The 20,078-nt window shown below is 59.4% G+C and carries 21 protein-coding genes and 1 tRNA gene; 14 read left to right on the forward strand and 8 right to left on the reverse strand.

All coding sequences use genetic code 11. From position 1 onward, the window contains the following. Positions 1 to 588 (reverse strand): sigma-E factor negative regulatory protein, encoded by a 588-nt coding sequence (locus AC1DIH_RS04810; RefSeq protein ID WP_477770796.1) that lies wholly within the window; start codon positions 586 to 588, stop codon positions 1 to 3. 31 nt (positions 589 to 619) lie between these two features. Further along, complete coding sequence (rpoE, locus tag AC1DIH_RS04815; protein WP_019692537.1) at positions 620 to 1,201, reverse strand: RNA polymerase sigma factor RpoE/AlgU; 582 nt, start codon at positions 1,199 to 1,201, stop codon at positions 620 to 622. Positions 1,202 to 1,758: 557 nt separating this feature from the next. On the opposite strand from rpoE, the gene nadB reads away from it, so the two are divergent. Continuing rightward, positions 1,759 to 3,375, forward strand: a complete 1,617-nt coding sequence (gene nadB, locus AC1DIH_RS04820) for an L-aspartate oxidase (RefSeq protein ID WP_477770797.1) — start codon at positions 1,759 to 1,761, stop codon at positions 3,373 to 3,375. Here nadB and AC1DIH_RS04825 read toward each other — a convergent pair. Both AC1DIH_RS04825 and AC1DIH_RS04830 read right to left on the reverse strand, forming a co-directional pair. Continuing rightward, the gene (locus AC1DIH_RS04825; RefSeq protein WP_477770798.1) at positions 3,344 to 3,793 is read right to left on the reverse strand and encodes a protein YgfX; all 450 of its coding nucleotides are present in this window, start codon (positions 3,791 to 3,793) and stop codon (positions 3,344 to 3,346) included. The genes nadB and AC1DIH_RS04825 overlap by 32 nt on opposite strands. Before the next feature lie 146 nt (positions 3,794 to 3,939). Beyond that, positions 3,940 to 4,194: an FAD assembly factor SdhE gene (locus tag AC1DIH_RS04830; protein WP_019692540.1), complete on the reverse strand. Its 255-nt coding sequence runs from the start codon at positions 4,192 to 4,194 to the stop codon at positions 3,940 to 3,942. Between the two features lie 149 nt (positions 4,195 to 4,343). On the opposite strand from AC1DIH_RS04830, the gene ygfZ reads away from it, so the two are divergent. Then, positions 4,344 to 5,285: a CAF17-like 4Fe-4S cluster assembly/insertion protein YgfZ gene (gene ygfZ, locus AC1DIH_RS04835; protein WP_477770799.1), complete on the forward strand. Its 942-nt coding sequence runs from the start codon at positions 4,344 to 4,346 to the stop codon at positions 5,283 to 5,285. A 36-nt stretch (positions 5,286 to 5,321) separates the two neighbouring features. Continuing rightward, the gene (locus AC1DIH_RS04840; protein WP_477770800.1) at positions 5,322 to 6,143 is read left to right on the forward strand and encodes an HDOD domain-containing protein; all 822 of its coding nucleotides are present in this window, start codon (positions 5,322 to 5,324) and stop codon (positions 6,141 to 6,143) included. 117 nt (positions 6,144 to 6,260) lie between these two features. Here the strand turns inward: AC1DIH_RS04840 and AC1DIH_RS04845 are convergent, their stop codons facing one another. Next, positions 6,261 to 7,646 (reverse strand): sensor histidine kinase, encoded by a 1,386-nt coding sequence (locus AC1DIH_RS04845; protein WP_477770801.1) that lies wholly within the window; start codon positions 7,644 to 7,646, stop codon positions 6,261 to 6,263. Continuing rightward, positions 7,639 to 8,310 (reverse strand): response regulator, encoded by a 672-nt coding sequence (locus tag AC1DIH_RS04850; RefSeq protein WP_477770802.1) that lies wholly within the window; start codon positions 8,308 to 8,310, stop codon positions 7,639 to 7,641. Before AC1DIH_RS04850 ends, AC1DIH_RS04845 begins: the two co-directional genes overlap by 8 nt. A gap of 234 nt (positions 8,311 to 8,544) precedes the next feature. Here AC1DIH_RS04850 and AC1DIH_RS04855 point away from each other — a divergent pair, with 234 nt between their 5' ends. The 5 genes from AC1DIH_RS04855 to AC1DIH_RS04875 are packed head-to-tail and all read left to right on the forward strand — an operon-like array spanning position 8,545 to position 13,944. Next, a complete protein-coding gene (locus AC1DIH_RS04855; RefSeq protein WP_477770803.1) occupies positions 8,545 to 9,837 on the forward strand; it encodes an OprD family porin in 1,293 nt (430 codons plus the stop codon). Positions 9,838 to 9,891: 54 nt separating this feature from the next. Continuing rightward, entirely contained in the window at positions 9,892 to 10,881 is a 990-nt protein-coding gene (locus AC1DIH_RS04860; protein ID WP_427536727.1) for a Bug family tripartite tricarboxylate transporter substrate binding protein, read from the forward strand. Positions 10,882 to 10,939: 58 nt separating this feature from the next. Next, the gene (locus AC1DIH_RS04865; RefSeq protein ID WP_054596100.1) at positions 10,940 to 11,398 is read left to right on the forward strand and encodes a tripartite tricarboxylate transporter TctB family protein; all 459 of its coding nucleotides are present in this window, start codon (positions 10,940 to 10,942) and stop codon (positions 11,396 to 11,398) included. Between the two features lies 1 nt (position 11,399). Beyond that, positions 11,400 to 12,914 carry a tripartite tricarboxylate transporter permease gene (locus AC1DIH_RS04870; RefSeq protein ID WP_103320006.1) on the forward strand — a complete coding sequence of 505 codons (1,515 nt, stop codon included), beginning with the start codon at positions 11,400 to 11,402 and terminating at the stop codon, positions 12,912 to 12,914. Then, entirely contained in the window at positions 12,907 to 13,944 is a 1,038-nt protein-coding gene (locus AC1DIH_RS04875; protein ID WP_477770804.1) for an AbrB family transcriptional regulator, read from the forward strand. Before AC1DIH_RS04870 ends, AC1DIH_RS04875 begins: the two co-directional genes overlap by 8 nt. A gap of 96 nt (positions 13,945 to 14,040) precedes the next feature. Here the strand turns inward: AC1DIH_RS04875 and ung are convergent, their stop codons facing one another. Further along, positions 14,041 to 14,733, reverse strand: coding sequence for a uracil-DNA glycosylase (ung, locus tag AC1DIH_RS04880; protein WP_477770805.1), 693 nt, complete (start codon positions 14,731 to 14,733; stop codon positions 14,041 to 14,043). A 131-nt stretch (positions 14,734 to 14,864) separates the two neighbouring features. Between ung and AC1DIH_RS04885 the strand changes: the two genes are divergently transcribed. Further along, the gene (locus AC1DIH_RS04885; RefSeq protein ID WP_477770806.1) at positions 14,865 to 15,977 is read left to right on the forward strand and encodes an enoyl-CoA hydratase/isomerase family protein; all 1,113 of its coding nucleotides are present in this window, start codon (positions 14,865 to 14,867) and stop codon (positions 15,975 to 15,977) included. A 53-nt stretch (positions 15,978 to 16,030) separates the two neighbouring features. Here the strand turns inward: AC1DIH_RS04885 and AC1DIH_RS04890 are convergent, their stop codons facing one another. Continuing rightward, positions 16,031 to 16,456, reverse strand: coding sequence for a hypothetical protein (locus AC1DIH_RS04890; RefSeq protein ID WP_477770807.1), 426 nt, complete (start codon positions 16,454 to 16,456; stop codon positions 16,031 to 16,033). Between the two features lie 280 nt (positions 16,457 to 16,736). Here AC1DIH_RS04890 and AC1DIH_RS04895 point away from each other — a divergent pair, with 280 nt between their 5' ends. The 5 genes from AC1DIH_RS04895 to AC1DIH_RS04915 all read left to right on the forward strand — a co-directional run bounded on the left by AC1DIH_RS04895 (position 16,737) and on the right by AC1DIH_RS04915 (position 20,076). Beyond that, positions 16,737 to 16,943 carry a cysteine-rich CWC family protein gene (locus AC1DIH_RS04895; protein ID WP_477770817.1) on the forward strand — a complete coding sequence of 69 codons (207 nt, stop codon included), beginning with the start codon at positions 16,737 to 16,739 and terminating at the stop codon, positions 16,941 to 16,943. Between the two features lie 37 nt (positions 16,944 to 16,980). Further along, positions 16,981 to 17,673 (forward strand): pseudouridine synthase, encoded by a 693-nt coding sequence (locus AC1DIH_RS04900; protein WP_477770808.1) that lies wholly within the window; start codon positions 16,981 to 16,983, stop codon positions 17,671 to 17,673. Positions 17,674 to 17,984: 311 nt separating this feature from the next. Next, the gene (locus AC1DIH_RS04905) at positions 17,985 to 18,869 is read left to right on the forward strand and encodes an alpha/beta fold hydrolase (RefSeq protein ID WP_477770809.1); all 885 of its coding nucleotides are present in this window, start codon (positions 17,985 to 17,987) and stop codon (positions 18,867 to 18,869) included. 247 nt (positions 18,870 to 19,116) lie between these two features. Beyond that, positions 19,117 to 19,190: transfer RNA gene (locus AC1DIH_RS04910), tRNA-Gly, on the forward strand. An 88-nt stretch (positions 19,191 to 19,278) separates the two neighbouring features. Beyond that, positions 19,279 to 20,076 (forward strand): DUF6538 domain-containing protein, encoded by a 798-nt coding sequence (locus AC1DIH_RS04915; RefSeq protein ID WP_477770810.1) that lies wholly within the window; start codon positions 19,279 to 19,281, stop codon positions 20,074 to 20,076. The last annotated feature ends 2 nt before the right edge of the window (positions 20,077 to 20,078 follow it).

The raw sequence follows: 20,078 nt of genomic DNA on the forward strand, positions 1-20,078 counted from the left end.
TTAACGGTTTTCCAGGCTTGCCGCACGAGCATAAGGCAGAGCACTTTCAGTGCCTTTCAGTGCAGCTTGTTGAGCATGTTGGCGCAAGTAGCCTGGCAGACGCTGATCATGCCAGCCCGGCTGACCTTGCAATACGCCGTTGGCCATAGGACCAGTGGCTTCCGAACTCTCATTGTAGCCTGCCAAAACGGCTGGGCCTTTTACTTGAGGAACGACCAGACCCGGCTGAGTGGAGTGCTGGGCCAATTCGACACCGGCGATCTCATCCTGGTTGTACAGACGCACGCCCGCCAGAACAGCAAGGGTCACCGATGCAGCCACAGCCAGACGACCCACAGTACGCCACGGACCACGAGTGGCCTTGACCGGTACGGCTTCGTCAGCCAGGGCAGCAGAAACGGCCGAAGCAATATCCAGACGAGGGATCAGCAGGTCCTTGTGCATGACTGCACGAGCGACTTGGTAACGGGCCCAGGTCTCGCGGGTTTCAACATCGTCAAAGGCATTTAATACCCGACGCAACTCCAGTTCGTCCGCTTCGTTATCCATCACTGCGGACAGCGATTCCTGCAGGGCTTCACGACTCATGGCGGTTCCTCTCTTGGCTGTCGCCGCTGTCTCAGCTTTCCTGCAACAACGGCTGCAGGGCTTTATCGATGGCTTCCCGAGCGCGGAAAATCCGGGAGCGCACGGTACCCACCGGACACTGCATGACGCTCGCAATGTCCTCGTAACTCAGACCATCGAATTCACGTAAAGTTAACGCCGTACGTAAATCTTCTGGCAGTTGCTGGATGGTTCGATGGACGGTGCCTTCGATCTCATCACGCAGCAATGCACGTTCCGGCGACTCGAGATCCTTGAGGCCATGATCGCCATCGTAGAACTCTGCATCCTCTGAACTGACATCGCTATCCGGCGGCCGACGGCCGCGTGAAACCAGATAGTTTTTCGCCGTGTTGATGGCGATGCGGTAAAGCCACGTATAAAACGCGCTGTCGCCGCGAAAATTTCCAAGTGCACGATAGGCCTTGATAAAGGCTTCCTGTGCGACATCCTGGGCTTCATGGGTGTCGTGCACGAAACGCACGATCAACCCGAGAATTTTGTGCTGGTATTTCAGCACTAGCAGATCGAAAGCGCGCTTGTCGCCGCGTTGAACGCGCTCGACCAGCTGCTGATCCTCTTCCTGGGTTAGCATGAACACTCCTCGATAAGCTCGGAGGAGGCTTGCATAACTAATCGATCAGGCTTGCAAACATAGACTCGGGCTTTTCGCAAAAGTTCTCCCCCTCCAAGCAAGTTTCCTGCGCGCTCTGATTTGGCACACACGAAAGACGCAGCACGGGCTGGGCCGGCTGCGCGAATAATCTTTTCGTCGAATCCACCCGCAATGACCAAAACACAAATCCTGCGTGAAGCCGACGCTGTTCCTTGTTTCAGGCAACCTTCTATTGAGTTTGAGCGCTTGGCAAAGTTCCCAACCTTTATAGTCGTGCGAAACCGATAATGTATGACCACGCGGCGAAAAACAGTACTTCATCGGCGATCAGGCGGCCTTATCGTCGACCTCGCGGGTAAATCGTCCTACACAACCACCTGTCTTTTCCGTCACAGTAGTTTCACATTGCCACGTAGGCCCGACTATTGTGCCGATCCACCCCTCTATATACTAGTGCGCTGTGTGGCTGTCTCGACTCGCCGATTCAGGTGTCTTGCGCCAACCCCGACCCGGGTCGCTTTGAGCGGAATCCTGAAATGAGCCAACAGTTTCAACACGATGTTCTGGTAATTGGCAGCGGCGCTGCCGGTTTGAGTCTGGCATTGACCTTGCCCGATCATTTGCGCATTGCCGTACTGAGCAAAGGCAACCTCGCCAACGGTTCGACCTACTGGGCCCAGGGCGGTGTCGCAGCCGTACTGGATGACACCGATACCGTTGAATCCCACGTCGAAGACACCCTCAACGCTGGCGGCGGCCTGTGCCACGAAGACGCCGTACGCTTTACCGTCGAGCATAGCCGYGAAGCCATTCAATGGTTGATCGATCAGGGCGTGCCGTTCACCCGCGATGAACAGTCCGGCACTGAAGACGGCGGTTTCGAGTTTCACCTGACCCGCGAGGGCGGCCACAGTCATCGGCGCATTATTCATGCCGCCGACGCCACAGGCGCTGCGATTTTCAATACGTTGCTTGATCAAGCACGGCAACGGCCGAACATCGAGTTGCTGGAGCAGCGGGTCGCCGTTGATCTGATCACCGAAAAACGCCTGGGCCTGGAAGGTGATCGCTGCCTTGGCGCCTATGTGCTCAATCGCGGCACCGGCGAAGTCGATACCTACGGCGCACGGTTCGTGATCCTCGCCTCCGGCGGTGCCGCGAAAGTCTATCTCTACACCAGCAACCCTGACGGCGCTTGCGGCGACGGCATTGCCATGGCTTGGCGTTCGGGCTGCCGGGTGGCGAATCTGGAGTTCAACCAGTTCCACCCCACCTGCCTGTACCACCCACAAGCCAAAAGCTTCCTGATTACCGAAGCCCTGCGCGGTGAAGGCGCACATTTGAAGCTGCCAAACGGCGAACGCTTCATGCAGCGCTTTGACCCTCGCGCCGAACTGGCACCACGGGACATCGTCGCCCGGGCAATCGACCATGAAATGAAGCGCCTGGGTATCGACTGCGTCTATCTGGACATCAGCCACAAACCTGCATCTTTCATCAAATCGCACTTCCCGACGGTGTACGAACGCTGCCTGGAATTTTCCATCGACATCACCAAGCAGCCGATCCCGGTGGTTCCGGCTGCGCACTACACCTGCGGTGGCGTCATGGTCGACCAACACGGCCGCACCGATGTGCCTGGCCTGTATGCGATTGGCGAAACCAGCTTCACCGGCCTGCACGGTGCCAACCGCATGGCCAGCAACTCGCTGCTGGAATGTTTCGTCTATGCCCGTTCGGCGGCGGCAGACATTCTTGAACAACTGCCTGAAGTCGCGATTCCGAGCGCCCTGCCCGCCTGGGACGCCAGCCAGGTCACCGACTCCGACGAAGACGTGATCATTGCGCACAACTGGGATGAGCTTCGGCGGTTCATGTGGGACTACGTGGGCATCGTGCGCACCAACAAACGCCTGCAACGCGCCCAGCATCGCGTGCGCCTGCTACTGGACGAGATCGACGAGTTCTATAGCAACTACAAGGTCAGCCGGGATTTGATCGAACTGCGCAATCTGGCCCAGGTGGCCGAACTGATGATTCGCTCAGCCATGGAGCGCAAGGAAAGTCGCGGCCTGCATTACACCCTCGATTACCCGAACATGCTGCCAGAAGCACTGGACACTATTCTGGTGCCGCCCACCTACGCCGACTGAACTTGAGCCGCACCCGCAGGCGTCGGTGAACATCCGCCGCCTGCGCATCGCGCGGCACACAGATCGCACGGACCCGCCGCTCGCCATGCAGACGAAAACGCAACACGACGACCAACGGTAGCGCCAGGCTGTCAGGGCGTAACTGTATGGATTGCCAGCCCGACTCCTGATTCCACAATTGCCAACCATCGGCGTCCCGACGCAAGCCGCGGAATGCCTTCGGGTGCGTCAGCAGAATCTGTCGCGGCAACACCCAAAAACCGTGAGCCACGCATAGCGCGATGCCGAGCAAACTGGCCCATACCGGTATAGAGAGCAGCAACAGCGAACCCAGCGCGAACAGCTGGGCGAGAAGATAAGCCGCCAGCAATTGCCGTGAGGCATGCCAGCGGCACTCAAACTGGGTGTCCTTTCTCACAGTTACGTTTCTCTTTTGGCGAGTGGCTGTTGTTGCCAGGCAAGGCGCCGCGACGAGTCATAGCCCGCTATGGCGAGGAGCGGCAACGCGGCATGGCGACAACAGACGCCGTCAAAAAGAAACAGTAACTGTGAGACAGGACACTCTCACTTGGGTTGGACACGGTCCAGAATCATGCGAACCATGCGCTGCAGCTCAGGATCTTCCGATTCGGCGCGCTCCATGAACCAGCCGAACATGTCCTGATCTTCGCATTCGAGCAGTTTGCGGTAGCACTCGCGATCGACATCGTTGAGGTGCGGATAAACCTCTTTGACAAACGGCACGAGCAACACATCAAGCTCGAGCATGCCGCGGCGGCTGTGCCAGTAGAGGCGGTTCAGTTCAACATCTTCGACCATGGAGCGCTCCTCAAATAGAGCGCAAGTATACAGCCCCAATCCCTGTCGAACAGTCGGCTTTGGTCGGGCACGTTCGAACCTTTGTGAACTACCCATTTCAAGGGCGCCCCCTTATGATGTGCTCCAGACTCTTTACCCTGCGATGACCCATGGCTGATTCTGCTTTTTTCTGCACCTTGTCCCACGAAGGCGTGCTCGCCGTTCGCGGCTCCGACGCCAGCAAGTTCCTTCAGGGACAATTGACCTGCAACCTCAATTACCTGAGCGACTCCCACGCCAGCCTCGGTGCACGCTGCACCCAGAAAGGCCGCATGCAGTCGAGTTTTCGCATCCTGCTGGAAGGTGATGGGGTCCTGTTGGCGATGGCCAGCGAGTTGCTGGAGCCACAACTGGCGGACCTGAAAAAGTACGCGGTGTTCTCCAAATCCAAGCTGACCGACGAAAGCGCTGCCTGGATTCGCTTTGGCCTGCAGCACTCAGAAGCCGTCCTGTCCGGCCTGGGCCTGGCGCTCCCCCGGGAAGACGGCGCCGTTGCCCGCGCGGGCGGCCTGATTGCCATTCGCGTGTCATCCGATCGTGTCGAACTCTGGGCGGCGGCCAGTCAGGCCGACACCTTGCGCAACACGCTGGCCGCGCTGCTGCCTGAAGGCAATCTGAACCAGTGGCTGCTCGGGCAGATCCGCGCCGGCATCGGCCAGGTGATGCCGCAGACCCGCGAGCTGTTCATCCCGCAAATGCTCAATCTGCAAGCAGTGGGCGGCGTGAGCTTCAAGAAAGGTTGCTACACCGGCCAGGAAATCGTCGCGCGCATGCAGTACCTGGGCAAGCTCAAGCGTCGGCTGTATCGCCTGCAACTCGACGCCACCGAACTGCCCGAGCCCGGCACCGCACTGTTTTCCCCAACCCACGGCAGCTCCATTGGTGAAGTGGTGATCGCCGCTCACGCCGAACAGAACATCGAGCTGTTGGCGGTGCTGCAGGCCGAAGCCGCGGACAGCGGCGACGTGCACCTTGGCGCCCTGGAGGGCCCGGCCCTGCACCTGCTCGACCTGCCTTACCAACTGGATCGTGACCTTGAGATCCAGCGTTAATTGCAGCATTTTTTTGCAATACCCTAGAGAAGCTAAATGAGCGAGCTGGCGGAAAAGGTCCAACAGGATTTGGTTGAGGCCATCGATAACGATGACCTGGTTCTGCCAACATTGCCGGAAGTGGCCTTGCAGATTCGCAAGGCCGCCGAAGACCCGGAAATCAGCGTCGCCGACCTGAGCAAAGTCATCGGCCGCGACACCGCACTGTCCGCGCGCTTGATCAAGGTGGTCAACAGTCCGTTGCTGCGTGCCGCTCAGGAGGTGACCGACCTGCACACGGCAATCACCCGTCTGGGCATCAATTACAGCAGTAACCTGGCTATCGGCCTGGTCATGGAACAGATTTTCCATGCCCGCTCCGAGGTGGTGGAACAGAAGATGCGCGAAGTCTGGCGCAAAAGCCTGGAAATCGCAGGCGTCAGCTATGCGCTGTGCCGCCGTCATACCCAATTGAAACCGGATCAGGCGGCCCTTGGCGGGCTGGTGCATCAGATCGGCGTGCTGCCGATTCTGACCTACGCCGAAGACCACTACGAATTGCTGTCAGACCCGGTCAGCCTCAACCATGTGATCGAGCAGATCCATCCGTTGCTCGGCGACAAGTTGCTGCAGGTCTGGGAGTTTCCGGAAATGCTGGTGAAACTGCCGGGGCTGTATCTGGACTTCAAGCGTCAGTCCGAGCAGGTCGATTATGTGGATCTGGTGCAGATCGCCAGCCTGTATTGCCACAAGGACACCGATCATCCGCTGTCCAGAATTGATGTGCTCGGCGTGCCGGCGTTCAAAAAACTGGGGATTGATCCGGAGAACACGGCGATGTGCAGCGATCTGGATGAGTCACGATCGATGTTCTATTGATCAAGAGACCGCAGCGCCCCTTCGCGAGCAAGCCCGCTTGTACAGGATTTCCGACACACAGGAGATCAGTGTGGGAGCGAGCCTGCTCGCGATGGGGCCAGAACAGGCAAGACAAAACTACCCGGCGATAAAACTGACCCGAACCTTCAACCCGGCCTGTGCGCCATCGTGCAGGCTGATCTGAGCCAGATGGGCGCGGCAGATTTCACCGACAATCGCCAGGCCCAAGCCTGAGCCCACCACCTGCTGATTACGCCGGTAGAAGCGTTCGAACACCCGGTCGCGCTCTTTAAGCGGTATCCCCGGTCCATCATCCTCGACCTCCAGCACCGCGGGCGCTCTGACGCGCAAGATCACATTGCCGCCGGGCGGCGTGTGAGCCAAGGCGTTATCCACCAGGTTGCTCAACAGTTCGTTCAACAGCGTTGGCTCGCCGCGCAGCCATACCGGTTCCTCAGCCTCCAACGCCAACGCGACGCCCCGTGCATGGGCCAACGGCGCCATGGCCATGCCCAGTTCGCGAGCCAGTTGACTCAGATCGAGCAACTGCGCCCCACCCTCGGCAATCGCCCGCGCGCCGTTTTCGACGCGTGCAAGCGAGAGCAATTGATTCGCCAAATGAGTCAGTCGGTCGGTGCCCTGGGCAGCGCTCTCCAACGTATTTCGCCAAGTGTCGGGCTCAGTCGCCCGCAGTCCTAATTCGAGCCTTGCCTTAAGGGCCGCCAACGGCGTTCGCAACTCATGGGCGGCATCGGCGATGAACTGCGCCTGACGCTCGAACTGCCCGCGCAAGCGCTCGGTAAAGTGGTTAAGAGCGCGCACCAGCGGCCACAATTCGCGTTGCACTTCCACCAGCGGCAAAGGCCGCAGGTCATCCGATTGCCGCTCCTCCACCACCGTGCGCAAACGCTCGATTGGGCGCAGTGCTGCGCTCACCGCAAACCACACCAATAGCAACGCCCCCACTGCCAGCAGGCCCAGACGCAGCAAGGTATCGGTCATCAGGCTGCGAGCCATGCGCTCACGCGCCTCGTCGGTTTCCGCCACGCGGATTTCCGCCATGCCATTCATGTTCGGTTCAGTCACCGGCTTGAGCAGGCTCACCACCCTCACATTCTGCCCTTGGTAAATGGCGTCATAGAACCGCGCCAGCGCTGGATAATCGTCGGTTCGCGGCGTGCCTGGCGGTGGTCCTGGCAGGTTTTCGTAACCGGAAATCAACTGCTGATGGATGTCGTTGACCTGGTAGTAAATACGCCCGGCGCTGTCGTAGGCGAACGTGTCCAGCGCCACGTAAGGCACATCGGCGCTGAGGCTGCCATCGCGCTGGGAAAGCCCGGCGGCGATGGTTCGCGCCGAGGCCAGCAAGGTCCGGTCATACGCTGTGTCGGCCGCTTCGCGACCGTTCCAGTAGGCACTCAAGCCGCTGGCGATCATCAGCACCACCAGCAGCAGTGCGAGGTTCCACAGTAGCCGCCAGCGCAGACTGCCGGGCTTATGCATCGCGGGCTTCCAGCAGGTAACCGAGCCCCCTGAAGGTCACGATTGCCACTGCATGGCCGTCGAGTTTCTTGCGCAAACGGTGGACGTAGATTTCGATGGCGTCAGGGCTGGCCTCTTCGTCCAGACCAAACACCTGGGAGGCCAACTGCTCCTTGCTCATCACTCGCCCAGGGCGCGCGATCAACGCCTCGAGCACCGCTTGTTCGCGAGAAGTCAGGCTCAGCAGCTCATCGCCGAGGGTGAAGCGCCGAGTGTCCAGGTCATACACCAACACGCCGCAGCGTTGCTGACGCTCGCCGCCGAGTACGCTGCGCCGCAACAGGGCCTTGACCCGCGCTTCCAGCTCGGTCAGTTCAAAGGGTTTGGCCAGGTAGTCATCGGCGCCAAGGTTGAGCCCGTGAACCCGATCCTTGACGTCGCTGCGGGCCGTCAGCATCAGCACCGGCAAGTTTTTGCCACGGCCGCGCAATCGCGCCAGCACCTCGAAACCGTCCATGCGCGGCAGGCCGACATCAAGAATCGCCACCGCGTACTCCTCGCTGTTCAAGGCCAGGTCGGCAGCCACCCCGTCGTGCAGCACATCGACGGTCAAACCGGTGCTCTTGAGCGCTTGGGCGACACTTTCGGCCAGCTGCAGATGGTCTTCGACGAGAAGAACACGCATGGATTTTTACCTCGTTTGGGGATGGTCGACGCCATTCTTTGGCGCGGAGTTTACAGCCGCATCCGCCACTGTGAAGCCCGAAAACCGTGAAAGTCTGTTGAAAGGTTGGAGAAAGGTTAGCCCGTTAGAGTCCAGCCACGGACAGTTTCGACTGCCGTGACCATGAAGCGCTGTAACCGAAAAACGCCTCGAAGCGTTTTCGCCAAATAAGAACAATAAACGGAGTATTTCAGCATGCTGTCCACACAGCCTCAGGCTTGTCCKCCTGCGCGTTTTTCCCGCCTTGGTTCCACCGCCCTCGCCAGTGCCGCCGCCCTCGCCGGCTTTTCGCCCGTTAGCCAGGCTGCCTTCTTCGAAGACAGTAGCGCGACCCTCGAAACCCGCAACATGTACTTCAACCGCGACTTTCGCAGTGGCACCAGTGCCCAGCAATCCAAGCGTGACGAATGGGCCCAGGGCTTCATGCTCAACGTGCAGTCAGGTTATACCAACGGCACCGTGGGTTTTGGCGTGGACGCGCTGGGTATGCTCGGGGTCAAGCTCGACTCCAGCCCCGACCGCACCGGCACCGGCCTGCTGCCGACCCATGATGACGGGCGTGCCGCCAATGAATACTCCAAACTCGGCCTGACCGGCAAAATGAAGATCTCTGCCACCGAATTGAAAGTCGGCAGCCTGATCCCCGAACTGCCGACCCTCAAGCCCAACGACGGGCGCATTCTGCCGCAGACCTTTGAAGGCGGCCTGGTGAGCTCAAAGGAAATCAAGAACCTGACCTTCACCGGCGGGCGCCTGGATAAAGCCAAGGATCGTGACAGCACCGATTTCGAGGACATCGCCCTCAACAACAAGAACAGCCGTTTCGCCGGTACCGTGCCCGGCACGCATTTCGATTTCGGCGGTGTCGACTACAAGTTCACCGACAAGATCACCGGCAGTTACCACTTCGCTCAACTGGGTGAGGTCTACAACCAGCACTTCCTTGGCCTGGTCGCCTCGCAACCGTTCGGCCCGGGCACTTTCGCCACCGACCTGCGGCTGGCCATCAGCAATGACCAGGGCCAGGCCCGTGGCGGCAAGATCGACAACAAATCCCTCAACGGTCTGGTGAGTTATGCCTTGAGCGGGCATAAACTCACCGCCGGTTATCAGCACATGTCCGGTGACAGCGCGTTCCCGTATGTCGATGGTGCCGACCCGTATCTGGTCAACTTCGTGCAGATCAACGACTTTGCCGGCGCCGAAGAACGCTCCTGGCAGGCGCGTTACGACTACGACTTCGCCAAGCTTGGGGTTCCAGGCCTGAGCTTCATGACCCGTTACATCAGCGGTGACAACATCAAGCTGAAAAACGGCGCCACCGGCGAAGAGTGGGAACGCAACACCGAGATCAAATACGTGGTGCAAAGTGGTGCCCTCAAGGACGTCGCCGTGCGTCTGCGCAATGCCACCTACCGCTCCAACTACTCCGCCCGTGACGCTGATGAAGTGCGTTTGCTGGTGAGCTATAGCGTTGCCCTTTGGTAATTGATTCAACAAACGACAGCTCCTACACAAAAACAACTCCTGTGGAGACGAAAAATGGACTTATCACTGCGTAAAGTTGCATTAGCCGCCAGCTGCCTGCTGTTCGCCGGCCCACTGTTCGCCGACGTCGCCGGCGAGCCCAAGCGCCCGGAATGCATCGCCCCGGCCTCCCCCGGCGGTGGCTTCGACCTGACCTGCAAACTGGCGCAAAGCGCGCTGGTGAACGAAAAAATCCTGACCAAACCGATGCGCGTGACCTACATGCCCGGCGGTGTCGGCGCGGTGGCCTACAACGCCGTCGTCGCCCAGCGCCCAGCCGATGCCGGTACCCTGGTGGCCTGGTCCAGCGGCTCGCTGCTGAACCTGGCCCAAGGCAAGTTCGGTCGCTTCGACGAAAGCGCCGTGCGCTGGCTGGCAGCGGTGGGCACCAGCTACGGTGCCATCGCGGTGAAAAGCGACTCGCCTTACAAGAACCTCGACGACCTGGTTCAGGCGTTGAAGAAAGACCCGAGCAAAGTAGTGATCGGTTCCGGCGGCACGGTGGGCAGCCAGGACTGGATGCAAACCGCGCTGATCGCCAAGGCCGCCGGGATCAACCCGCGTGACCTGCGCTACGTCGCCCTCGAAGGCGGCGGTGAAATTGCTACGGCGCTGCTCGGTGGTCATATTCAGGTTGGCAGCACCGACATCTCCGACTCCATGCCGCACATCCAGAGCGGTGACATGCGCCTGCTGGCCGTGTTCGCCAACGAGCGTCTGGACGAGCCGGAAATGAAGGACATTCCGACCGCCAAAGAGCAAGGCTACGACATCGTCTGGCCAGTGGTTCGGGGTTTCTACCTCGGGCCAAAAGTCAGCGATGCGGAATACGCCTGGTGGAAAAACGCCTTCGACAAACTGCTGGCCTCTGAAGACTTCGCCAAGCTGCGCGATCAGCGTGAACTGTTCCCGTTCGCCATGACCGGGCCAGAGCTGGACACCTACGTGAAGAAGCAGGTAGCGGACTACAAACTGCTGGCCAAAGAGTTCGGCCTGATTCAGTAATCGCCTCTGTTACGCGGCCAGCCCCTTGCGCATCAAGGGGCTGGCCCAGGAGTTTGTCATGCTCTTACAACGCATTTTTGCCTCGGTGCTGTTACTGGCCTGTCTTGGCCTGGCACTGATGGCCTGGCCGTATCAAGCGGCATTTTCCTATGAACCCGTCGGCCCCAGAGCCTTTCCGTTGTTGATGCTCGGCTTGATGGGCGTGGCACTGCTGTACATGGTGTTTCGCCCTGCGCCGATCAAACACAGTGAAGACGAGCCGCCACTGGACCGCGAAACCCTGACCAAGATCGGTATCTGTGTCGTTCTGCTGCTGGTGTTCGCCGGAACCTTCGAACCGCTCGGGTTCATTGTTTCGAGCATCCTCATCGGCGTACCGATGGCCCGCTTGTACGGTGGCCGCTGGTTGCCGAGCGTGGTGATCATCAGTTTGATGAGCGTCGGTCTGTACATGCTGTTCGACCGGTTGATGGACGTGCCACTGCCGTTGGGCCTGCTCGACGTTCTGGAGAACTGATATGGATACCCTTAACTACCTCGGCCAGGGTTTCGGTGTCGCACTGACCCCTTACAACCTGGTCACCGCGTTGTGCGGCACATTGATCGGCACCGTGGTCGGCTTGTTGCCGGGCCTGGGGCCGATCAACGGCGTGGCGTTGTTGATCCCGATTGCGTTCGCCCTCGGCCTGCCACCGGAATCCGCGCTGATCCTGTTGGCTGCCGTCTACCTGGGCTGCGAATACGGCGGACGGATCAGTTCGATTCTGTTGAACATCCCGGGCGAAGCGTCCACCGTCATGACCACCCTCGATGGCTACCCCATGGCCCGCCAGGGCATGGCCGGCGTGGCGCTGTCGTTGTCGGCCTGGAGTTCGTTCATCGGCGCCTTCATCGCCACCTGCGGCATGGTGCTGTTCGCCCCGTTGCTGGCGAAATGGGCCATCGCCTTCGGCCCGGCGGAATACTTCGTGCTGATGGTCTTCGCCATTGTCTGCCTCGGTGGCATGGCCGGTGATCGACCGTTGAAAACCTTCATCGCCGCGCTGATCGGGTTGTTTCTGTCGTGCGTCGGAATCGATGCCAACAGCGGCGTGTACCGTTTCACCGGAGACAACATCCACCTCACCGACGGTATTCAGTTCGTGGTGTTGGTGCTGGGCCTGTTCTCCATCAGCGAAATCCTGTTGCTGCTGGAAAAAACCCATCATGGCCAGGAAGCCGTGAAAGCCACCGGGCGAATGATGTTCAACTTCAAGGAAGCCGCCTCGGTGTTCGTGGTGAACATCCGTTGTGGCGTTCTGGGGTTCATCATGGGCGTGTTGCCGGGTGCTGGTGCGACGCTGGCCAGTGCCGTTGCCTACATGACCGAGAAACGCATTGCCGGCGCCAGCGGCACCTTCGGCCAGGGCGACAAACGTGGCCTCGCGGCACCGGAAACCGCCATCGGCGGTGCAGCCTGCGGCGCACTGGTACCGATGCTGACCCTCGGCGTACCGGGTTCGGGCACCACGGCGGTGATGATCGGCGCCCTGTCGCTGTACAACATCACCCCGGGGCCGCTGTTGTTCCAACAGCAACCGGACATCGTCTGGGGCCTGATCGCCTCGTTGTTCGTCGCCAACGTCATGCTGGTGATCCTCAACATCCCGATGATCCGCATCTTCACCCGCATCCTTGCCGTGCCGAACTGGGCACTGGTGCCGGTGATCGCGATCATTACCGGGATCGGCGTCTACGCCGTGCATGCGACGACCTTCGACCTGTTCCTGATGATCGGTATCGGCATCTTCGGCTACATCCTGCGCAAGCTGGATTTCCCGTTGTCACCGGTGTTGCTGGGGTTCATTCTCGGCGGGTTGATGGAGCAGAACCTGCGACGTGCGCTGTCGATTTCCAACGGTGCGCTGGAAATCCTCTGGTCGAGCCCCATCACCTTCGGTTGCTGGGTACTGACGGCGATCATGTTGCTGATGCCGATCCTGCGCATCTGGCGCAAACGCTCCGTGGCGCGGCGTGCAATCGCCGATGTCTGATCGGCCGTTCAAAAGCTGGTGGGGAACACCGCTGGTCGGTCTGCTGGGCGGGTACCTCGCCAGCCAGATCGGCTGGCCGCTGCCATGGATGGTCGGCTCGTTGCTGGCGATCATCCTGGTGCGCTGCCTGACACCCTGGCAATTGGCGGAAATCCCTGGCGGGCGTAAATGCGGCCAGTGGATTGTCGGCATCGGCATTGGCCTGCACTTCACCCCGCTGGTGATCGAGCAGGTCATGCGCCACTTTGGCCTGATCTTCTTCGGGGCGCTGGTCACCAGCCTGTCGGCAGTGGTCGGGGTCTGGTTGTTGCGGCGCACCGGCGAGGATCGCGCCACTGCCTTTTTCTCCAGCATGCCGGGCGGCTCCGGTGAAATGGTCAACCTTGGCGCACGCAATGGCGCCGTGCTCAGCCGCGTCGCGGCAGGGCAAAGTCTTCGGGTGCTGGTGGTGGTGCTGTGTGTACCGGCAGCCTTCAAATACCTGCTCGGGGACGGCGTTCCACAACTGCATCCGGCCAGCGTCGATTGGCGCTGGCTGGCGGTGTTGTTTCCGGCCGGTGCCCTGCTCGCCTGGATCTGGCAACGGTTGCGCCAGCCCAACCCCTGGCTGTTCGGCCCGTTGCTGGTGAGTGCGGCGGTGAGCATCGGCTGGGACTTGCACATCGGCCTGCCCCACGGTGGCAGTCAGATCGGCCAATGGCTGATCGGCAGTGGCCTGGGCTGTCACTTCAATCGGCAGTTCTTCCGTCGCGCACCATCGTTCATGGGCCGGACCCTGATCGGTACGGCGCTGACCATGCTGATCGCCACACTGGCGGCGCTGGGGCTGAGTGCGCTGACCCAACTGGACCTGCGCTCACTGACCCTGGGCATGATGCCCGGTGGCATTGCAGAAATGAGCCTGACCGCTGAAACCTTGCAACTGTCGGTGCCTTTGGTGACGGCGATGCAGGTGATGCGGCTGTTGTTTGTGCTGTTTCTGGCGGAGCCGTTGTTCAGGTATTGGAACCGGTTGCCGGATTCCGTCTGATAGACCGAGGTGCCCCCATCGCGAGCAGGCTCGCTCCCACATTGGATCTCCTGTGTGTCGGAAATCCTGTGGGAGCGAGCCTGCTCGCGATGGTTTTCAGACTGGAGGCAACCGCCAGTCGATCGGCGTCTCGCCATTCTGTTCAAGATACTTGTTGGTGCGGCTGAAGTGCCCGCAACCGAGGAATCCGCGGTAAGCCGACAGCGGCGACGGGTGCACCGAGGTCAGCACCAGATGCTTGGTGGCATCGATCAGTTTCTGTTTGCTCTGCGCATGAGCGCCCCATAGCAAAAACACCAGATGGGGCTGATGCTCGCTGACCACCTCGATAATCCGATCGGTAAAGTGCTGCCAGCCCTTGCCCGCATGGGCGTTGGCATTGGCCCGCTCCACGGTCATGGTGGTGTTGAGCATCAGCACGCCCTGGTCGGCCCAGCTTTGCAGGTAACCGTGGTTCGGGATGTCGATGTTCAGGTCGCGCTTCAACTCTTTATAGATGTTCACCAGCGACGGTGGCGCCGGCACACCCGGTTGCACCGAGAAGCACAAGCCATGGGCCTGACCCGGGCCGTGGTACGGGTCCTGGCCGAGGATCACCACTTTGACCTTGTCCAGCGGCGTCGAATTGAGGGCGTTGAAGATCATCGGCCCCGGCGGATAGATTTCCTTGCCTGCGGCGTTTTCCTGCCGCAGAAACTCGCGCAACTCAGCCATGTAAGGCTGGTCGAATTCGGCACGCAGTGCTTCCTTCCAGCTCGGTTCGAGTTTGATACGGTCATCAGCAGTCATGGTTACACCCGAGTATTCAATGGGGCGAACCCTAGGAAAGCCCACCGCGCTTGTCAATTGATCTGACGCAGATCCAGCACTTTCTCGTACAGCGATCATACTGAACGTTCAATTCAGTCATCGAGGTCAAAATGAATCTGCACTTCGAAGAACTCACCGGCACGGACGGCGCACGCATCGGCATCGCCAGCCTGGATGCCGAAAAATCCCTGAACGCCCTCTCGCTGCCGATGATCAGGGCCTTGAGCGATCAACTGGAGGCCTGGGCCAAAGAGCCGCAGATTGTCTGCGTGCTGTTACGCGGTAATGGCGCCAAGGCGTTCTGCGCCGGCGGTGAAGTGCGCAGCCTGGTAGAAGCCTGTCGAGCCCATCCCGGTGAAGTGCCGCCCTTGGCCGCACAGTTTTTCTCGGCGGAATATCGCCTTGATTTTCGCTTGCACACCTACCCTAAACCGCTGATCTGCTGGGGCCACGGTTACGTCCTCGGTGGCGGCCTGGGGTTGCTGCAAGGCGCGAGCATTCGCATCGTCACCCCGAGCAGTCGCTTGGCCATGCCCGAAATCAGTATCGGCCTGTACCCGGATGTTGGCGCCAGTTGGTTTTTGTCACGATTGCCCGGCAAGCTCGGCCTGTTTCTTGGTTTGACCGGCGCGCAGATGAACGCACGCGACGCCATTGACCTGGACCTGGCTGACCGCTTCTTGCTGGATGAACAGCAGGAGGAGCTCATCGAAGGTCTGCTGCAACTGAACTGGCAGGAACAGACGCCAATGCAGCTCAACAGCCTGCTCAAGGCCTTGCAGCAAGAAGCCGTCGGGCAAATGCCCGAGGCCCAATGGTTGCCACGACGCCAGCAGATTGATGAGCTGCTGGATGTCAGCGATGTACGCTGTGCCTGGCGCGCCATCAGCCTGTTGGGCGATCACCGCGACTTGCTGCTGGCCCGCGCGGCAAAAACCCTGCACGAGGGCTGCCCATTGACTGCTCATTTGGTCTGGGAGCAGATCCAGCGTGCTCGGCACCTGTCATTGGCCGAGGTATTCCAGATGGAATACACCATGAGCCTGAACTGCTGCCGGCACCCGGAATTCAGTGAAGGTGTTCGTGCCCGCTTGATCGACAAGGACCAGAAGCCGCACTGGCATTGGCCGGACATCAACGCGATACCTGAAGCGGTGGTCCAGGCGCATTTTCATAAGGTCTGGGAAGGTCGGCATCCGCTGGCGGATTTGTCGGATTATTGAAATCCGGGCATAAAAAAAGCGGCGCTGAATGCGCCGCTTGATCGTTGCAAGGCCTAACGGTGGCCCTCCCAATTGCGGCGGCCATCGCGACCATCGCGACCATCACGGTCACCATGTCTGTCGTGATCACGCCCGTCACGATGCCCCCGGTCATCCCATTCCCGGCGGCCATGGCCACCCTCTTCGCGATGACCCCAGCCATGGCGGTCGCGGTCATCCCAGCCACGACTCTGGTAAACGCGGTACTCGACTCGCGGTGGTGCCTGGTAGTAACGCGGCGCTGGCTGGTAATAGCGCGGCGCTGGCTCGTAGTAACGCGCAGGCGGTGCGGAGTAATAGGTTCCACCTCCGTAGTAATAAGCCGGCGCCGGCGAGGTGTAGACCTCACGGCTGTAATTACCGGGACCTTCGTCGTAATAGGGAACACAAGCAGAAAGCGTCAAACCCAATGAAGCAATGAGAAGAAGTCGACGATACATGGCGGCCTCCTGGACCGCGAATGAGCCATACCAGCGACGCTGGTCAGCGGCAGCCAATTCATCTGACTGACGAAACATCTGACAGCAAAATCGGAATCTGGTGCGATTTAGAAACAAATTTACACACGTAGCCAATAACGCTTCTCAACCGCTGGAAGCCGGCATGAAATCAGCGGCCCGCCCAACTTGCACAGCCTGTTGTCACGCAACGATCAGGCGATGTACCGTGCCAAGCCTATCGACCCTGACCAAACCTGCGCAGAAGTGCCCCACTCCAGTGATGAATAAACCTGACCTCTGCCCGGCCTGCGGCGCCAGCAACGATTGCAGCCTGGCCGATCCGCGAACCGCCGACCAGGCCTGCTGGTGCTACGCCGTGACTATCGACCCGGCAGTGCTGCTGGCGTTGCCCGCCGAACTGCGCGACCAGTCGTGCCTGTGCCCGAGCTGCGCTCAAGTCGAGTCGCAGCTGCAAGCAGCCCTATAGGGTAAGATGCGCGCCCTTTTCCAATCTGCCGACCGTCATGCGTGTTGACCGTTTCCTCAGCAACCTGCCCCGCTTCAACCGCAAACAGGTGCGCCTGCTATTGGTCGAACGGCGGATCAAGGTCGACGGGCAGATCATCAGCGATCCGCATTGTGAAGTGCGCGAGTTCAGCCGTGTCGAGTGCGACGACGAAGTACTGCAAGCCGGCAAACCACCGCGCTACTTCATGCTGCACAAACCGCTAGGTTGTGTCAGCGCCACGCGCGACCCGCAACACCCGACTGTCCTCGACCTGCTCCTTGAACCTGACAAGGACGACCTGCACATCGCCGGGCGTCTGGACTACAACACCACCGGGCTGATGCTGATCACCAACGACGGTTCCTGGTCGCGGCGCCTGACCCAACCGCAGACCAAGCTGCCGAAGGTCTACTACGTCGAAACCGAACAGCCGATAACGCCAGAGTACGCACAGACCTTCGCCCAAGGCCTGTACTTCGCCTTTGAAGATCTCACCACCCAGCCCGCCGACCTGGTGCTGCTGGGCGAAAAATCTGCACGGTTAAGCATTGTCGAAGGTCGTTATCACCAGGTGAAGCGGATGTTCGGCCACTTCGATAACAAGGTCTTGCGCCTGCACCGCGAACGCATGGGGCCGCTGCTACTCGACGACACATTGAGGCCGGGTGAGTACCGCCCGCTGAGCGCCAGAGAAATCCAGCTGATCTGAAGCAAGCGACCGCTGAGCAGATGCTGTCGAACAATTTACGAACTGCACTTGCGCGATGGCCACTCCCCTGCTTGAATCAGGACGTCGGCCGAAATGTGACCGGCAAGTCATAACATACTTCTAAGAAACTTTTTGTCGGTAGAGCGCCTCGCAGATTCCACCTCTCCCGACAGACTGCCCGCCAATAACAATACCCGTCGACCAGCCTCACCGGATCGACATGGGCTCAAAAATTCCAGGCGTATGCCTACCTGTCACAAAGCTCGTGCAATCTCATTGCGCGCATACCCGCTTGCCAGGAGTCTTACGACATGAGGCCAGAAATCGCTGTGCTGGATATACAAGGTCAGTACCGGGTTTACACGGAGTTCTATCGCGCAGACGCCGCAGAGAAGACCATTATTCTGGTCAACGGCTCGATGGCCACGACTGCATCGTTTGCACAAACCGTGAAAAACCTGCACCCGCAATTCAACGTGGTGCTGTACGACCAGCCTTACGCGGGCAAGTCAAAAGCCCACAATCGGCATGAGAAAATGCTCACCAAGGAAATCGAAGGGCAGATCCTCCTTGAGCTGATCGACCATTTTGCCGCGGAACACGTGATGTCATTCTCGTGGGGTGGCGCAGCCACCATGATCGCTCTGGCGCAGCGCCCGCGCCGGATCGAAAAAGCCGTGATCAGCTCGTTCTCGCCGGTGGTCAACGAGCACATGCGCGACTACCTGGAGCGCGGTGTCGACTACCTCGGCAAGCTCGACCGCGACCGTGTCGGCCACCTGGTCAACAACACCATCGGCAAGCACCTGCCATCGCTGTTCAAACGCTTCAACTATCGTCACGTCAGCACCTTGGCCGAACACGAATACGGGCAAATGCACTTCCACATCAGCCAGGTACTCAACAGCGATCGCATGTGCTACCTCAAGGCGGCCAAGCACATCGACGTGCCGGTGCTGTTCATGAACGGTGAATGGGACGAGTACACCGCCGCCAGCGATGCCCACTTGTTCGCCAGCCATGTGCAACACAGCACGTTCAGCACCATCCGGGCCACCGGGCACTTTCTCGACATGGAGCACAAAGCCGCCTGCCGAGACAGCCGCCACGCACTGCTGGGGTTCCTGAAACCGGCTCATCATGAAGGCCGAACGCGTTCCCACTTCACCCAGGACCACCATGCATTGGCCATTTGAAACAGCGTCCTCGCGAGCAACCTCGTCTTCCTAGGCACATACACTACTTGCCGGAACGAGGCTTGCCCGCGACAGACCGCAACACGGTTTCAAACCCTGTGTATCGCCCTAATCGCCAGCGCTGAACCTGCCGCCGACGACGCATTGCCTTGCTTGCCAAAACCTGCAAAAAACCACGTAAACACAGATCCGCTAAAGAAAAACTTCAAATCCCCGGCCACATCTGGTAAAAAGTCAGCCGCTCTGAGCGGGTGTCGTATAATGGCATTACTCCAGCTTCCCAAGCTGATAACGAGGGTTCGATTCCCTTCACCCGCTCCACTTCTCTCCTAACTCATTGATTTCACTGAAATCTACCGAGCAGAAAGCGAGCTAGTCACGTAGTCCTCCTACAAAGGGCTCCTACAACGTGACGCAACACAACAACCTCTACCGCCGTTCGAGCGGAATCTATGTCCTTCGCATCACCGTCCCGGCTCGCTATCGCGTTCAATTCGGTCAAAGAGAAATTCACGCGTCTACCCGGACCACTGATCATCGCGAAGCGAAGGCTGTAGCATTGCACCTGTCGGAGCAATGGCAATCATGCATAAGTGAGCTAGAAAAAGTGAACGAGAAGAAGGTGATTGAAGGCAGCCCTCTGCTGGCAGGAGCGGGGTTAATCAGCATTCAAGACTTCTGCGAGACCTTCGAGGTTTCAGCGAAGCTGGTGCTCCATGAGGTCTTGAACAACAACATCCACATCGCATGTATGCTGAACGCCCAACCAATGTATTGGGTTGACGATTACACCGTAGTGGACCGGCAAGAAGACACTGACGGCTTCGTCTTGGACAGTGCATTTGAGCTGGGCATACCGCAAACCTTCACGGGACACCTCAGACCTTTCCATCGCCGCCAAACGATTGCAAATATCATTGACTGTGGCTATTCCGACGAAACCGCGTTTCGCTTCAAGCTAAATACTCGGATAGCAGCTTTCTGCGACTTGCCCGGCGTTCGGCTCAATACAAATTCTGTATTCATTACGAAGGTTCAAGCCGAAAAAATCAGGGCTCCTTGGGTAAAAGCTGCGGATTCCACGACACTTGGACACTCAGCCCACGATCATTTGGACACTCGTTCCGCGCTCACTTGGACACCTGATCCGCGTCCACTTGGACAGGCAGTCGGAGCGCAGCGACGCAGGTTTGCATTGTTAGTCTGAAG

This window comes from Pseudomonas sp. 05N36 (assembly GCF_056397385.1).

Excerpts from the sequence above, each read along its gene's own strand:
- AC1DIH_RS04890 (WP_477770807.1), bottom strand. The coding sequence starts at position 16,456 with ATGTATCGTCGACTTCTTCTCATTGCTTCATTGGGTTTGACGCTTTCT.
- AC1DIH_RS04840 (WP_477770800.1), top strand. The coding sequence starts at position 5,322 with ATGAGCGAGCTGGCGGAAAAGGTCCAACAGGATTTGGTTGAGGCCATC.
- AC1DIH_RS04810 (WP_477770796.1), bottom strand. The coding sequence starts at position 588 with ATGAGTCGTGAAGCCCTGCAGGAATCGCTGTCCGCAGTGATGGATAAC.
- AC1DIH_RS04865 (WP_054596100.1), top strand. The coding sequence starts at position 10,940 with ATGCTCTTACAACGCATTTTTGCCTCGGTGCTGTTACTGGCCTGTCTT.
- AC1DIH_RS04850 (WP_477770802.1), bottom strand. The coding sequence starts at position 8,310 with ATGCGTGTTCTTCTCGTCGAAGACCATCTGCAGCTGGCCGAAAGTGTC.
- AC1DIH_RS04860 (WP_427536727.1), top strand. The coding sequence starts at position 9,892 with ATGGACTTATCACTGCGTAAAGTTGCATTAGCCGCCAGCTGCCTGCTG.
- ygfZ (WP_477770799.1), top strand. The coding sequence starts at position 4,344 with ATGGCTGATTCTGCTTTTTTCTGCACCTTGTCCCACGAAGGCGTGCTC.
- AC1DIH_RS04905 (WP_477770809.1), top strand. The coding sequence starts at position 17,985 with ATGAGGCCAGAAATCGCTGTGCTGGATATACAAGGTCAGTACCGGGTT.
- AC1DIH_RS04875 (WP_477770804.1), top strand. The coding sequence starts at position 12,907 with ATGTCTGATCGGCCGTTCAAAAGCTGGTGGGGAACACCGCTGGTCGGT.
- ung (WP_477770805.1), bottom strand. The coding sequence starts at position 14,733 with ATGACTGCTGATGACCGTATCAAACTCGAACCGAGCTGGAAGGAAGCA.
- rpoE (WP_019692537.1), bottom strand. The coding sequence starts at position 1,201 with ATGCTAACCCAGGAAGAGGATCAGCAGCTGGTCGAGCGCGTTCAACGC.
- AC1DIH_RS04900 (WP_477770808.1), top strand. The coding sequence starts at position 16,981 with ATGCGTGTTGACCGTTTCCTCAGCAACCTGCCCCGCTTCAACCGCAAA.
- AC1DIH_RS04885 (WP_477770806.1), top strand. The coding sequence starts at position 14,865 with ATGAATCTGCACTTCGAAGAACTCACCGGCACGGACGGCGCACGCATC.
- AC1DIH_RS04870 (WP_103320006.1), top strand. The coding sequence starts at position 11,400 with ATGGATACCCTTAACTACCTCGGCCAGGGTTTCGGTGTCGCACTGACC.
- AC1DIH_RS04895 (WP_477770817.1), top strand. The coding sequence starts at position 16,737 with ATGAATAAACCTGACCTCTGCCCGGCCTGCGGCGCCAGCAACGATTGC.
- AC1DIH_RS04845 (WP_477770801.1), bottom strand. The coding sequence starts at position 7,646 with ATGCATAAGCCCGGCAGTCTGCGCTGGCGGCTACTGTGGAACCTCGCA.
- AC1DIH_RS04830 (WP_019692540.1), bottom strand. The coding sequence starts at position 4,194 with ATGGTCGAAGATGTTGAACTGAACCGCCTCTACTGGCACAGCCGCCGC.